The organism is Alcaligenes sp. GCM10023179 (genome assembly GCF_042653705.1).
Taxonomy (GTDB): Bacteria; Pseudomonadota; Gammaproteobacteria; order Burkholderiales; family Burkholderiaceae_B; genus Alcaligenes; species Alcaligenes phenolicus.
This window is the reverse complement of the sequence record NZ_JBHSIQ010000001.1, coordinates 1,259,267-1,272,352: the sequence shown is the minus strand read 5'-3', so window position 1 is coordinate 1,272,352 and position 13,086 is coordinate 1,259,267. Positions and strand designations below refer to the sequence as shown.

Genomic DNA, 13,086 nt, shown 5'->3' with positions numbered 1-13,086 from the left:
TGCCTTCTGTTCCAGCCCCGAACCGGCAGCATTCCGTTAGGCAGCGATATACGCGATAATGGCAGTCTCCCCTGCCTCAAGACGCACCATGACACCCACTTTCACTACTCCTGGCCGCTGGCGACGCTTTGCCTGCATGATGTATGAATCCATCCTGCTATTTGGCGTTATTTTCACCACCGGCTATCTGTTTGACACCTTGACCCAAAGCCGTAGCGGCCTGGATCTGCGTCATGTGCGTCAGGTCGTTTTATTTATTGCGCTGGGGATTTATTTCGTGCTGTGCTGGCGCAAAGTGGGCCAGACCCTGCCCATGAAAACCTGGCATATGCGACTGGTAGACGAGCAAGGTCAGATTCCTGCCCTGCGTACCCTGCTGCTGCGTTATATTCTGCTATGGCCCCTGCCCTTGCTGGGAGCTTTGCTGGTTCAGCTTCTGTCTGGCTACACAGGCTATGCGTCCACGGACCTGCTTATCGTGTTTACGCCTTTTCTGAACTTCATCTGGACCTGGTTCGACAAAGACCAGCAGTTCCTGCACGACCGTCTTAGCAAGACTCGCCTGATCGATGCGCGCCCTACCCGTGTTACTTCGGCAGCCACCTGAGCAGGCAGGCTGCCTCTTCATTTTTTAGTAGTACAGCAAAGTCATGACTGACATTTTAAAAAAATACTTGTTCGCCGACCAAAGCACACGAGCCCAGATTGTTCATCTTGAGCAAGCCTGGCAAATGGGTCTGGAACACCAGCACTATCCTGCCTGCATCCGCGACTTGCTGGGCGAGCTGGTAGCCGCTTCGGTACTGCTGGCGGGCAACCTCAAGTTTGACGGCTCCCTGATTTTGCAAATCCAGGGCGACGGCCCGATCGCCTTGCTGGTGGTGGAATGCACATCGGACATGGACATACGCGCAACGGTGTCGCTGCGTGAGAACCATCCCGTGCCCCAAACTGGCACCTTGCAAACCCTGCTGAACCCGCAAGGCCAAGGTCGCTTCACCGTAGTACTGGCCCCGCGTCAAAGCAGCAAGGATTTCCGCCCCTACCAAGGCGTGGTGCCTCTGGAAGGCGAGACCGTTGCCGAGGTTCTGCAAACCTATATGCGCACCTCCGAGCAGTTGGATACCCACCTGTGGCTGGCCGCCGACGAAAACCGTTGTGCAGGGCTGTTGCTGCAACGTATCCCGCCCCAAGGCGGCCACAGCCTGGCGCAAAACCTGGACACCTGGGAACGCGCCCTGGCGCTGGGCTCCACCGTCCAGACACAAGAATTGCTGCAACTCGATAGCGACACCTTGATTCATCGCCTGTTCTGGGAAGAAGACCTACAAGTCTTTGAACCTCAGTCCGTGCGCTGGCATTGCCCCTGTTCCCGTCAACGCGTCAGCAATATGCTGCGCATGCTGGGCCGGGCAGAAATCGAGCAAATGCTGGCAGAACAAGACACCATCAATGTGTCCTGCAACTTCTGCGGCAAGCCCTATCAGTACGATGCAATTGACTGCGCGTCCCTGTTTGTCGACAAGGGCGATACCCAGCCTGGTGACGATACCCTGCACTAAGCAGAAACCGCTACGAAGGACTACACCCGCACAAGTCCTTCTACCAAGCTAAAAGACACTCAGCCATGATGGCAACATCATGGCTGATTCTTTTTCCTCACCCCATCCTCAATCTGGTTTGGCTGGCGCTCACATCATGGGAGCCCTGCTTGCAATCATCCTGCTGAGCTGGCTGGTGCTGGACGTGCTGACGCTGTACTCCTTGCGCGTACGCCTGCAACACGGTCTCTTGCATGCCGCTCGCCAAGCCAGCGTGCAGCATGCCCGACCTGAAACCATTGCCTCGGCATTCAGCCAAACACTGGCCGCTGCCAAAGTGCCGCTACACGATCAGTGGCAGATCCAGATCCTGTCGCCCTCACCACAGGCCTTTATGCTGCATGGCAGGCCTTCCCGGCTTCATGTGGGGCGTACAAGCATTACCCAGGGCTGGCAGGCACAACAGGCGGATCTAGCCAGCCACGGCGGCCCCAGCATCTACCAGGCCAACACATTGCACTTGTACCTGCTATATGCCCATAAGCCGGGCCCTCTTTCCTTGCTTCGCCTGCTACCCAAGCTTGCCGCCAGCATGCCTGGCCCTTCAGGTTCGGCAGCGGTCTGGCTACGCCTGGAAATCAGACACCCCATGCAGTCCGATGCCGTGCAGTGGGATGACTTGGCTGACGGTCGGGTCGTCTATGCCCAGCAGACTGAAAACGAGCTTGCCTTGCCAGTTTCCCAAACAGGCTGGTCCACAGACCTGGAGCTAGCAGAACCGCCATCAACGGACGGGGATGGCCGTCTGCCATCATGGGATAGCCCTGCTCAAGGATCAGGTGGTGCTTCCCCTTCTCCAGGGCCTGCCGCCCCCACACCAGACTCAGGAGGAGCTGACTACTCACCTCCAAACCCTGCTTGCTACTAATCGCCGAGCCAGCCAGAGCGGGTGGCGGGCGGCGGGCGGCGGGCGGCGGGCGGCGGGCGGCGGCAGCATAGGACGCGATCAACGCATTCCTGACCCAAGCGGGAAACAGACGTACAGTCGCCGCAATAAGCAGTTGTGGCCGTAGTCGGGACAGCAATAAGGGAACAAAGAAGAATTATCAGAAATGAACTGGCTGATCAGCCGTTCCAGCAGCGCCTTGCGCGCTACTTCTTAACGTGGGCTGCTTGTCGTGGCAGCCGAACCACCGGGAGGCACGATTTGCACAAAGATCTCGCCTTCACGCATCATGCCAAACTCGCTACGGGCGCGCTCTTCGACTGCATGGGTACCCGAGCGTAAATCCTGAACCTCGGCCAGCAAGGCGTTATTACGCGCCGTCAGGGCTTCATTGGTTTCTTTTTGCGCAACCAGCCTGGTCTGCATTTGCCGTACATCCAGCCAACCGCCTTTGCCCCACCATAAAGCGTAATGGGTTACCAGGGTCAGGCACAGCAGAAGCAGGACGATAAGGCGCATGGCGATATAAGAACCGGGTCTTCCGACCCGGTTCATCAAACAGAATTAGCGCAGATTATAGAACGCTTCGCGACCTGGGAAGGTAGCAACTTCTGCCAATTCTTCTTCAATACGCAACAACTGGTTGTACTTGGACATGCGATCGGAACGGGACAGGGAGCCTGTTTTGATCTGCATGGCATTCGTAGCCACAGCGATATCCGCAATCGTGGAGTCTTCGGTTTCACCCGAGCGGTGCGAAATCACGGCGGTGTAACCAGCGCGCTTGGCCATTTCGATGGCAGCAAAGGTTTCGGTCAGGGTGCCGATCTGGTTGATCTTGATCAGGATGGAGTTACCGATACCCAGCTCAATCCCTTTCTTCAGGATCTTGGTGTTGGTCACAAACAAATCGTCACCAACCAACTGGATCTTGTCACCCAGTTGCTGGCTCAGAATGCGCCAGCCGTCCCAATCGTCTTCGGCCATGCCGTCTTCGATGGAGATGATGGGGTACTTGTCGCACCAGTTGGCCAACAGATTGGCAAAGTCTTGCGAGCTCAGGGACACGCCGCCTTCGCCAGCCAGGTGGTATTTGCCGTCGCGGTAGAACTCGGAAGCGGCGCAGTCCAGGGCCAGAGCGATCTGGGTGCCAGGCTCGTAGCCAGCTTGTTCGATAGCGCGCAGGATCAGTTCGATAGCGGCTTCATGATTGGCCACGTTAGGAGCAAAACCACCCTCATCGCCCACAGCGGTGGACATGCCTTGATCGTGGATCAGGCCTTTCAGGGTGTGGAATACTTCTGCACCCATGCGCAGCGATTCGCGGAAGCTCTTGGCACCCACGGGCATGATCATGAATTCTTGCAGATCCAGGGTGTTGTTGGCGTGTGCACCACCGTTGATGACGTTCATCATCGGCACGGGCATGGCCATGGCACCACTGCCACCGAAGTAGCGGTACAGGGACAGACCCGAATCATCAGCAGCGGCACGGGCCACAGCCATACTGGCAGCCAGCATGGCGTTAGCGCCCAGGCGGCTCTTGTCTTCGGTGCCGTCCAGCTCGATCAGGGTACGATCGATAAAGGTTTGTTCTTGAGCATCCAAGCCCATCAAGGCTTCGGAGATTTCTGTGTTCAGGTTCTCGACAGCGCGCAAAACACCTTTGCCCAGGTAACGGCTCTTGTCACCATCACGCAGCTCCAACGCTTCGCGAGCGCCAGTGGATGCACCAGATGGAACGGAGGCACGCCCCATAGCGCCCGATTCGAGCAATACATCACACTCCACCGTTGGATTACCACGGGAGTCCAGAATCTCGCGGCCAATAATATCTACGATTGCACTCATGATTTTGACAGTCCTGCCTGAAGTAGCATTAAGCTAGATAAGTTAAACAATCCTGCTGCCGGGCATATCGCCGTAAGTCGATGTGAAAATCAGCTTGAAAAGGCGCCTAGCCTGGAAGTTGAAAAGATCAGCAAGCGCGACAGCTATAGTGCAATCAGCGCCCCCTGCCCTCCTGCTAAAACAGGATTGTACCTGCCCATGACACAGCCGTGCCATGTCTGGTCCCGAAAGCTGGAAAAAAGCCTGGATTCAAGACCCTGCCTTCATCCTGATCGAAACCGGCACGTGTTTATTATCACCAGAAATTCCGAGACTAGGCGGCGTCTCTGTAAATACAAAAAGTACCGATACGTCTCAAAGTAAATCTTTGTCGGCCGCTTTCAACAAGGCGCTTTCCCAATTGCCCAGCAAGGTGATCAACTGATTCAGATCCTGATCAGAGAAGTCTTGCAGCATGGCTTCCACCAGACGACGACGCCGGGGCAGGGTGGCTTCCACCAGCTCGCGGCCAGCGGGGCTTAGACGCACATTGGTCAGCCGGTTGTCCTGCTCATCCGTGAAACGCTCGACCAGCCCCAGGGACTCGATGCTTTTAAGCTGCCGTGTCACCGCAGCCGGATCAATGCGCAGCAGACGCACCAACTGCTTTTGAGACAAGCTGCCCTCTTCCTGGTACAAGGAAATCAGGATACGCCAGCGTGGCAAGGGCATCCCCAACTGCTGATCAAATGCCGCCATCAGGCTGCGATACGTGCGCCCCAGCTGCTGAGCCGCTTGAAGTTGCGGAAATTCATTCATCATGTTCAAGACTGTTCTTGACGATTAAAACGTATCGGTGGCACTTTGCGTACCCAATAAAAACACCAGACTATCAGCAGCAAGGTCACGGCCATCCCCATATTGACGGCATGTGCCAGGGCGTCGCGGGCCAAGCCCAGATACACCTGCCCTTCCTGCCCGGCCTGCTCCAGAAACTGCGTCTGCTGACTCACACTCATCAGAACTTGCGGATCTTGCAGGGAGTTGACCAGGCTTGTGGGCAAAGCCGCCAATTGCGTGCGGATGGCCTCCCCATACTGATAATTGATCAGGGTTCCGACCACAGCAGTACCCAACATGCCACCCACCATGCGCATGGACTGTAGCATGGCCGTGGCAATGCCCAGCATGGAGCGTTCCACAATTTCCTGCGCAAATACCGTCAGATTGGGCATGATGCAACCGACCCCGGTGCCAGCAATAGTGGCATAGATCACAAAATGCCAGTGCGGATCGGTCTTCTTGATGAACACCATACCCAGGCAGGCGATCGTCAACAGCACCAGACCCAGATACAGCATCAAGGTAGGACGACGCAGGCGTGTAATCGTACGGCCATTAATGATACTGCCCACCGTAATGAACACGACCAAGGGTGTGATCAACAAACCGGCGGTTTGTGGTCGCAGCCCATACCCCCCTTGCAACAACAAGGGCGCATAGAACAAGAGACCAAACAGAATAAAGCCCAAGCCCGCAGACAGAACCAGCAAAGAGAATTGGGCTGGGCTACTGAACAAGACCAGGGGCAGCAAAGGTTCTGCCACCCGTCGCTCCCAGGTCACCAGCAGAACAAAAGCGGCCACACTGCACAGGCCAAGCAAAACCATCAAATAGCTGCCCCCATATTGCGGCAGCAACTCTACCAGCAACTGGATACAGGCCAAACCGACCATCAACAAGAAAGCACCCAAATAATCCATGCGGACCTGGGTTTGACGAAAATGACGGATCTGCGGCAAATAGCGATAGACAAAATACAGGCTTAACAAACCCACGGGCAGATTCACATAAAACACGGAGCGCCAGCCATAGTGCTCGGTCAGAATTCCGCCCAGAAAGGGCCCTATCCCGTTCGCAATCCCAAAGGAAGCGCTCAGCATGACTTGCCAGCGCAAACGCACACGGGGGTCAGGAAACAGATCAGGCACACAGGCAAATGCGGTCCCCACCAGCATGCCCCCCGCAATCCCTTGCAAGGCACGTGCCAGTACCAGCTGCAACATGCTTTGCGCCATGCCGCAGAGCACGGAAGCCAGGGTAAACAAAACGATGGACACCAGCACAAAGCGGCGGCGTCCATAAAAATCTCCCAGACGGCCAAAAATAGGCACGGTAATCACTGAAGTCAGCAAATACGCCGTTGCCACCCAGGCATACAGTTCAAAACCATGCAGCTCGGAGACAATGGTGGGCAAGGCTGTCCCGACCACGGTCTGATCAATTGCCACCAACATCACCACAAAGCACAGCCCCATCATCGCCAGTATGGACTCTGTGACTGACAAGACCCGCCCCGGCGTCTTTTGTGCTGTTTCCGATACGTTTACCATTTCAATTGACCATGCAATTATTGCCTAGTCAACAATTTTACGAGAGTGATAAAAACCTGACAAGCGCTGCCTGAATCAACCCTTATCCCGGCATCCCGGTACACAATAGCGACCATCCGGAAAGCACCGCTTTCCAAGCACATCCTCCCCACAGGAAAACAGTATGAATATCATGATTGTCGGTGCCAGCATGGGGCTGGGACGCGCCTTGATGGACGGCCTGGCCCAAGACGGCAACACGCTTTATGGCGTGGCTCGCCGGACACCCGCACCATCGGCCAGCCCGCTCAGTCCCGATCCCGGCATCAATCAACACTGGGTCAGTGCCGACTTGTCCCAGCCTGAAGCCGCCAGCCAATTAGCAGCCGCCTGCCCGGAATCACTGGACGTCCTGATTTATAACCTTGGGATTTGGGAAGACACTGCCTTCAGTGAGGACTACGATTTTCTGTCGCAAAACGATCAGGCCATCCGTCGTCTGGTCGATGTGAATCTGACTGGAGCCTTATTGGCCATACGTCATCTGCTGCCTCATTTACTGCGCAGCAAACAGCCCCGCCTGATTCTGACTGGTTCCACCTCGGGTCTGCGTCAAAGCGGTCGCCCAGAAGTTGCCTTCGGAGCGACAAAATTTGCCTTGAATGGTTTGGCAGACAGTCTGCGTGAAGGCTATAGAGATCAAGGCCTGGCCGTCACTTGCCTGCAACTGGGCTACCTGAATACGGAAGACGGCCTGGATGTGCCACTGCACGCCGCCGCAGAGCGTGACCAGGGCGAGACGATTCCAGTGCATGACGTGCTCACGATTGTGCGTAGCCTGCTGCAACTGTCTCCCGCCAGCTTCATACGTGAGCTGACCCTACCAGCCCTGCGTGATCCGCGTTTCTAAACAGCCACACAACTCCTTCCTGCCATCGTGCTCAAGAAGGTCGGGCTGTGTCCCTGCAAGCATCAAAAAAGGGAGTGTTTTCACACTCCCTTTTTCCTGCCTGACTACATGGCGTAGTCCGCTTCTTACAGACCCTGCACCACGTACATCGTCATGTTGGCAGCACCCTCACGTGCTTGACGAGCACGGCGGTATTCCTCGGAATCGTGGAACGCCTGGGCCTGTTCCAGTGTGTCGAACTCCATAACCACGGTACGCAAAGGCGCATTGCCTTCCAGGGTGACCGTTTCACCGCCACGTACCAACACTTTCACGTTGTGGGTTTTCATGGCAATGCTGGAAAACTCCTGGTACTGCTTGTACTGCTCGGGGTTGGTTACTTCGACATTAGCAATCAAAAATGCGGACATAGTGTCTCCAAACTACTTTTAATAGCCGTGCTGTAAGGCACCGCTGTTTTTAACAATCGAATCGATCTGCTGCAATGTCCGCAGCAAGTCTGCCATCTGCGACAGAGGGACAGCATTCGGGCCGTCAGACAAGGCCTTGTCCGGGTTAGGGTGAGTTTCCATGAACACGCCCGACACACCCGCTGCGACAGCAGCACGCGCCAGGACGGGCACAAACTCACGCTGACCACCCGATGTCGTGCCCTGCCCGCCCGGCAACTGTACCGAGTGCGTGGCATCAAACACGACCGGGCAATCCGTGGCGCGCATGATCGCCAGGGACCGCATATCGGACACCAGGTTGTTGTAGCCAAAGGAAGCACCACGCTCACAGACCATGATGGTGGAGCCATCTCCGCCCATTTCCATCGCTGCCGCACGTGCTTTTGCCACCACCTGCACCATATCCTGAGGAGCCAGGAACTGGCCCTTCTTGATATTCACAGGTTTCAGGGTAGCAGCGCAGGCCTGAATAAAGTCGGTCTGACGGCACAGGAAAGCCGGGGTTTGCAGCACATCCACGACGGCCGCCACATCATCGACCTGGTCCTTGTCGTGCACATCGGTCAGGACCGGCACTTTGTAGTGCGAGCGCACATCCGCCAGAATCTGCAGACCTTCGGCCATGCCGGGGCCACGATAAGACTTGTCCGAACTCCGGTTGGCCTTGTCAAACGAGCTTTTGTAGATAAAGGGGATACCCAGAGCCGAGGTAATCTCGGCAAGCTGGCCCGCTGTATCAAACGCCATTTGACGCGATTCAATCACACAAGGGCCAGCGATCAGAAAAAAGGGCCGATCCAGGCCAACGTCGTAACCGCATAAATCCATAATAGACCTCGTTTCAGTATTTCTGCATTCTCCCACATTCCTGACGGCGCTGCTGCACCGCAGTGCAGCAAGCCTGTCAGCCCAATCGTTCGGAGATTTCGATCAGGTTCAAGTCCGGGTCGCGCACATAGACTGAGCGAATCGGGCCGGTAGCTCCTGTACGCTGCACCGGCCCTTCAATAATGGGCCAAGCTTGTGACTGCAGATGCGCGATCACCTGCTCCAGCGGAATGCTGGCAATAAAGCACAGGTCCAGCGCCCCCGGCACCGGCAAATGCGCCTTGGGCTCGAACTCCTGCCCACGCACATGCAAATTGATCTTTTGCGAGCCAAAGCTGAAGGCAATGCGTCCTTGCCCAAAGACTTCCTGCTTCATGCCCAACACTTGTGTATAGAAATGGGTCGTGGCTTGCGGGTCGGTACAGGTCAGCACCAAATGATCCAGCTGTTCGATCATGATTACTCCCAGGAAAGCGGGCAACACACTCTGTCGCCCCGAATGAAAAAGCCCGCGTAGCGCGGGCCTTTTCAGTCATACCAAATTATCAGGCTGATTTTTTCTGGTGGTCCAGAGCAGCTTTGATATAGCTGGTAAACAGCGGATGGCCATCACGCGGAGTGGAAGTGAATTCCGGATGGAATTGCACGCCCATGAACCAGGGATGATCAGGCAGTTCCATGATTTCCGGCAGGTTCTCGGTAGGAGTACGAGCGGAAATCACCATGCCCACTTCTTCCAGACGTGGCACATACAAGGTATTCACTTCGAAACGGTGGCGGTGACGTTCATTTACTTCCGGACCGTAAATGGCTTCAGCACGCGAACCTGGCTTCACTGGGCAACGCTGTGCGCCCTTGCGCATGGTGCCGCCCAAATCGGAGGAACCATCACGGTGCTCAATCTTGCCTTCGCGGTCTGCCCATTCGGTAATCAAGGCCACAACCGGGTGCACGGCCGATGGATCGAATTCAGTCGAGTTCGCGCCCACCAGATTGCCCACATTACGAGCAAATTCAACCACCGCCAATTGCATGCCCAGGCAGATACCCAGGAATGGCACGCCGTTTTCACGAGCGTATTGAATGGCGCGAATCTTGCCTTCGGTACCGCGTTTGCCAAAGCCGCCTGGCACCAGAATGGCGTCCAGACCTTTCAGGCAATCGGTGCCTTCGTTCTCGATGACTTCGGAATCCAGGTACTCGATATTGATACGGGTACGGGTGTGAATACCGGCGTGAACCAGTGCTTCGCTGAGCGACTTGTAGGATTCGGTCAGGTCTACGTACTTGCCGACCATACCGATACGCACTTCGTGCTCCGGATTTTCCAGGGCCTGTACCAGACGATCCCACATGGACAGATCAGCCGGTGGAGGCGACAGCGCCAATGCATCGCACACCAGGCTGTCCAGGCCTTGCTTGTGCAGCATGGCTGGAATCTTGTAGATGGAATCCGCATCCCACACCGAAATCACGGCGTCCATGGGCACGTTGGAGAACAGCGAAATCTTGGCCAGTTCGTCGTCAGGAATGACGCGATCCGCACGGCACAGCAAAGCGTGTGGGTGAATACCGATTTCACGCAGCTTTTGCACCGAGTGCTGGGTAGGTTTGGTTTTCAGCTCGCCTGCCGATGCAATGAAAGGCACCAGCGTCAGGTGAACAAAAGCGGTGTTGTTACGGCCCAGACGCAGATTCATCTGGCGGGCAGCTTCCAGGAAAGGTTGGGATTCGATATCACCCACTGTGCCGCCGATCTCGACGATGGCAACATCGGCCTCACCATTGTAGGCAGCCTTGGCGCCACGAATGATGAAATCCTGGATTTCGTTGGTGATGTGCGGGATAACCTGCACGGTCTTGCCCAGATAGTCCCCGCGACGCTCTTTGCGCAGCACGGATTCGTAAATCTGGCCCGTGGTGAAGTTGTTGACCTTGCGCATGCGAGCGGAAATAAAGCGCTCGTAGTGGCCCAGGTCCAGGTCGGTTTCCGCACCATCCTCAGTAACAAACACTTCACCGTGCTGGAAGGGGCTCATGGTGCCCGGATCTACGTTGATGTAGGGATCCAGCTTGAGCATAGTCACGCGCAAACCGCGGGACTCCAGGATGGCAGCCAGGGATGCAGCCGCAATACCTTTGCCCAGGGAGGACACAACGCCTCCCGTTACGAATACATATTTGGTGGTCATTATAAAAGGCGCCTGAGGTCAAATCAGGCGATAGCGGGAAATTTGGATTATAACGGCAAGCGCCCATGCTTGGCGACCCGACTAGTGGCATTTCACAGCGGAAATACCACTAGCCCTTGCAGCTATTGACAAGAGCAGAGGGTGGCGATCAGATCGCCTGCGTCCTTTGCTCAAGCCACTTGCGTGCATCCCCCTGAACACGAGGCAAGAGACGTTCACGCACTTGCTGATGATATTCATTGAGCCAGTTACGCTCGGCAGCCGTCAGTAGTGCGGCATCTATACAACGCGTATCAATGGGGCACAGGGTCAGGGTTTCAAAACGCAGGAACTGCCCGTACTCGCTGCGCAGGGCCGGAACCGCCGCCACCAGATTCTCGATGCGAATGCCCCATTGGCCGGGACGGTACAAGCCAGGCTCGTTGGAAGTAATCATGCCGGCACGCATGGCGGAATGAGGCCCGATACGACCGCGCCAGGAAATGGACTGCGGGCCTTCATGCACATTCATGAAGTAACCCACGCCATGGCCAGTGCCATGACCGAAGTCCAGGCCCTGCTCCCACAAAGGCTGACGGGCCAGTACATCAATTTGCTGACCGGCAATGCCTTCCGGGAACACCAGCATGGACAAGGACACCATGCCTTTGAGCACCAGCGTGAAGTCACGAATCTGCTCGGCAGACACCTGACCTACCGGCACTACACGGGTAATGTCGGTCGTCCCACCCTGATACTGCCCACCTGAGTCGATCAGCAACAGGCCATTACCCTCAATACGGGCATGGGACTGCTGGGTAGCCTGATAGTGCGGCATGGCACCATTGGCGTTATAGGCGGCAATCGTACCAAAGCTGGGGCTGACAAAACCTTCCTGACGAGCACGGGCGGCGCAGATATGTTCATCCACATCCAGCTCATTGACATCGCTTTGCTGTTCAAACCAGGCAAAGAACTCGCACAAGGCAGCGCCGTCTTTCTCCATGGTTTCGCGCACATGATCCAGCTCGGCATCGGTCTTGCAGGACTTGAGCAATTGAGCCGGGTTGATGTATTCGACCACATTCAGATGCGCTGCCAGCTGGGCAGCCCAGGCCGTGGTCCGAGCCATATCCAGCAAGATGGGCATGGATGCCGGCAAGGCGCGCATGAAGGAGGACAGTTCGGTATAGCCTTGAACTTGCACGCCATCCGCAGCCAGCGCCTCCTGTATGCCTGCTGACAGCTTGTTGCTATCCACAAACAGAAACGCCTGATCCGGGCCTATCAGCAGGTACGACAGGAACACCGGGTTATAGGACACATCGCTGCCGCGTAAATTCAAGGTCCAGGCAATATCATCGAGCGCACTCAGCAAATGCCAATGTGCCCCCTGCTCCTGCATGGCCGCCCGCGTGCTGTTCAAGTTTTCCTGACGAGTGCGGCAGGCAAACGGGGGTAAATGCTCCACCACCTGACCAACAGGTGCAGCAGGTCGCTCCGTCCAGATCGGGCTGAGCAAGTCGGCCTCCAGCACCCACTCCAGCTCTGGCGTCGCTTTTTGCCAGGCCAGCAGACTTTGTGCCGACACCGACTGGCTATCCAGTACCACCCGTGATTGAGCAGGCAGATGCTCGGCCAGCCAGTTGGCTGGCTCGGGCACCCCGGCCTCGCCCGCCCGTTGCAATTGAATGCCGCTACCTTCCAATTCCTTGGCCGCCTGTTCCCAATAACGGCTATCGGTCCACAGACCGGCCCAATCCGCTGTCACCACCAGCAAGCCCGCCGAGCCAACAAAGCCACTGAGCCATTGACGGCTTTTCCAGCGATCAGGCAGGTATTCAGACAGATGGGGGTCAGATGTAGGCCAGATACTTGCCTGCACGGACTGAAATTGCATTTGTTCGCGCAGCGCCTGCAAGCGTGCGGCAACGGGGGGATGGGCCATGCCAACTTCCTTTACATAAACAGCGTTCACGCACCGATCAAGCATAAAAAAAGCTCCGACTCGCGCCGAAGCTTTTTTAGCCAGAGAG

At 56.3% G+C, this 13,086-nt stretch carries 13 protein-coding genes; 4 read left to right on the top strand and 9 right to left on the bottom strand.

From position 1 onward, the window contains the following. Positions 1–88 precede the first annotated feature (88 nt). The 3 genes from ACFPDR_RS05660 to ACFPDR_RS05650 all read left to right on the top strand — a co-directional run bounded on the left by ACFPDR_RS05660 (position 89) and on the right by ACFPDR_RS05650 (position 2,469). Positions 89–607 carry an RDD family protein gene (locus ACFPDR_RS05660; RefSeq protein WP_026483072.1) on the top strand — a complete coding sequence of 173 codons (519 nt, stop codon included), beginning with the start codon at positions 89–91 and terminating at the stop codon, positions 605–607. Positions 608–650: 43 nt separating this feature from the next. Continuing rightward, positions 651–1,562: an Hsp33 family molecular chaperone HslO gene (hslO, locus tag ACFPDR_RS05655; protein ID WP_009456504.1), complete on the top strand. Its 912-nt coding sequence runs from the start codon at positions 651–653 to the stop codon at positions 1,560–1,562. A gap of 79 nt (positions 1,563–1,641) precedes the next feature. Further along, positions 1,642–2,469 carry a hypothetical protein gene (locus ACFPDR_RS05650; RefSeq protein ID WP_353639636.1) on the top strand — a complete coding sequence of 276 codons (828 nt, stop codon included), beginning with the start codon at positions 1,642–1,644 and terminating at the stop codon, positions 2,467–2,469. Positions 2,470–2,700: 231 nt separating this feature from the next. Here the strand turns inward: ACFPDR_RS05650 and ftsB are convergent, their stop codons facing one another. The 4 genes from ftsB to ACFPDR_RS05630 form a co-directional block, all read right to left on the bottom strand. Next, positions 2,701–3,006: a cell division protein FtsB gene (gene ftsB / locus ACFPDR_RS05645; protein ID WP_009456508.1), complete on the bottom strand. Its 306-nt coding sequence runs from the start codon at positions 3,004–3,006 to the stop codon at positions 2,701–2,703. 45 nt (positions 3,007–3,051) lie between these two features. Continuing rightward, the gene (gene eno / locus ACFPDR_RS05640; protein ID WP_009456510.1) at positions 3,052–4,338 is read right to left on the bottom strand and encodes a phosphopyruvate hydratase; all 1,287 of its coding nucleotides are present in this window, start codon (positions 4,336–4,338) and stop codon (positions 3,052–3,054) included. A 354-nt stretch (positions 4,339–4,692) separates the two neighbouring features. After that, a complete protein-coding gene (locus ACFPDR_RS05635; RefSeq protein ID WP_052159446.1) occupies positions 4,693–5,139 on the bottom strand; it encodes a MarR family winged helix-turn-helix transcriptional regulator in 447 nt (148 codons plus the stop codon). A 2-nt stretch (positions 5,140–5,141) separates the two neighbouring features. Further along, positions 5,142–6,710, bottom strand: coding sequence for an MFS transporter (locus ACFPDR_RS05630; RefSeq protein ID WP_035272762.1), 1,569 nt, complete (start codon positions 6,708–6,710; stop codon positions 5,142–5,144). A 163-nt stretch (positions 6,711–6,873) separates the two neighbouring features. Between ACFPDR_RS05630 and ACFPDR_RS05625 the strand changes: the two genes are divergently transcribed. Then, on the top strand, positions 6,874–7,599 hold the full coding sequence (locus tag ACFPDR_RS05625) for an SDR family NAD(P)-dependent oxidoreductase (RefSeq protein ID WP_251196851.1): 726 nt from the start codon (positions 6,874–6,876) through the stop codon (positions 7,597–7,599). Between the two features lie 125 nt (positions 7,600–7,724). On the opposite strand, the gene ACFPDR_RS05620 is transcribed toward ACFPDR_RS05625, so the two are convergent. From ACFPDR_RS05620 to ACFPDR_RS05600, 5 genes are all read right to left on the bottom strand, one after another. Continuing rightward, the gene (locus ACFPDR_RS05620) at positions 7,725–8,009 is read right to left on the bottom strand and encodes a DUF1330 domain-containing protein (RefSeq protein ID WP_009456520.1); all 285 of its coding nucleotides are present in this window, start codon (positions 8,007–8,009) and stop codon (positions 7,725–7,727) included. Between the two features lie 18 nt (positions 8,010–8,027). Then, positions 8,028–8,879: a 3-deoxy-8-phosphooctulonate synthase gene (gene kdsA, locus ACFPDR_RS05615; protein WP_009456521.1), complete on the bottom strand. Its 852-nt coding sequence runs from the start codon at positions 8,877–8,879 to the stop codon at positions 8,028–8,030. A gap of 76 nt (positions 8,880–8,955) precedes the next feature. Then, positions 8,956–9,336: a VOC family protein gene (locus tag ACFPDR_RS05610; protein ID WP_009456523.1), complete on the bottom strand. Its 381-nt coding sequence runs from the start codon at positions 9,334–9,336 to the stop codon at positions 8,956–8,958. Positions 9,337–9,424: 88 nt separating this feature from the next. Then, positions 9,425–11,071 (bottom strand): CTP synthase, encoded by a 1,647-nt coding sequence (locus ACFPDR_RS05605; RefSeq protein WP_009456525.1) that lies wholly within the window; start codon positions 11,069–11,071, stop codon positions 9,425–9,427. 148 nt (positions 11,072–11,219) lie between these two features. Further along, the gene (locus ACFPDR_RS05600; RefSeq protein ID WP_376910781.1) at positions 11,220–12,998 is read right to left on the bottom strand and encodes an aminopeptidase P family protein; all 1,779 of its coding nucleotides are present in this window, start codon (positions 12,996–12,998) and stop codon (positions 11,220–11,222) included. Positions 12,999–13,086: the final 88 nt, after the last annotated feature.

Excerpts from the sequence above, each read along its gene's own strand:
- ACFPDR_RS05660 (WP_026483072.1), top strand. The coding sequence starts at position 89 with ATGACACCCACTTTCACTACTCCTGGCCGCTGGCGACGCTTTGCCTGC.
- hslO (WP_009456504.1), top strand. The coding sequence starts at position 651 with ATGACTGACATTTTAAAAAAATACTTGTTCGCCGACCAAAGCACACGA.
- ACFPDR_RS05650 (WP_353639636.1), top strand. The coding sequence starts at position 1,642 with ATGGCTGATTCTTTTTCCTCACCCCATCCTCAATCTGGTTTGGCTGGC.
- ftsB (WP_009456508.1), bottom strand. The coding sequence starts at position 3,006 with ATGCGCCTTATCGTCCTGCTTCTGCTGTGCCTGACCCTGGTAACCCAT.
- eno (WP_009456510.1), bottom strand. The coding sequence starts at position 4,338 with ATGAGTGCAATCGTAGATATTATTGGCCGCGAGATTCTGGACTCCCGT.
- ACFPDR_RS05635 (WP_052159446.1), bottom strand. The coding sequence starts at position 5,139 with ATGATGAATGAATTTCCGCAACTTCAAGCGGCTCAGCAGCTGGGGCGC.
- ACFPDR_RS05630 (WP_035272762.1), bottom strand. The coding sequence starts at position 6,710 with ATGGTAAACGTATCGGAAACAGCACAAAAGACGCCGGGGCGGGTCTTG.
- ACFPDR_RS05625 (WP_251196851.1), top strand. The coding sequence starts at position 6,874 with ATGAATATCATGATTGTCGGTGCCAGCATGGGGCTGGGACGCGCCTTG.
- ACFPDR_RS05620 (WP_009456520.1), bottom strand. The coding sequence starts at position 8,009 with ATGTCCGCATTTTTGATTGCTAATGTCGAAGTAACCAACCCCGAGCAG.
- kdsA (WP_009456521.1), bottom strand. The coding sequence starts at position 8,879 with ATGGATTTATGCGGTTACGACGTTGGCCTGGATCGGCCCTTTTTTCTG.
- ACFPDR_RS05610 (WP_009456523.1), bottom strand. The coding sequence starts at position 9,336 with ATGATCGAACAGCTGGATCATTTGGTGCTGACCTGTACCGACCCGCAA.
- ACFPDR_RS05605 (WP_009456525.1), bottom strand. The coding sequence starts at position 11,071 with ATGACCACCAAATATGTATTCGTAACGGGAGGCGTTGTGTCCTCCCTG.
- ACFPDR_RS05600 (WP_376910781.1), bottom strand. The coding sequence starts at position 12,998 with ATGGCCCATCCCCCCGTTGCCGCACGCTTGCAGGCGCTGCGCGAACAA.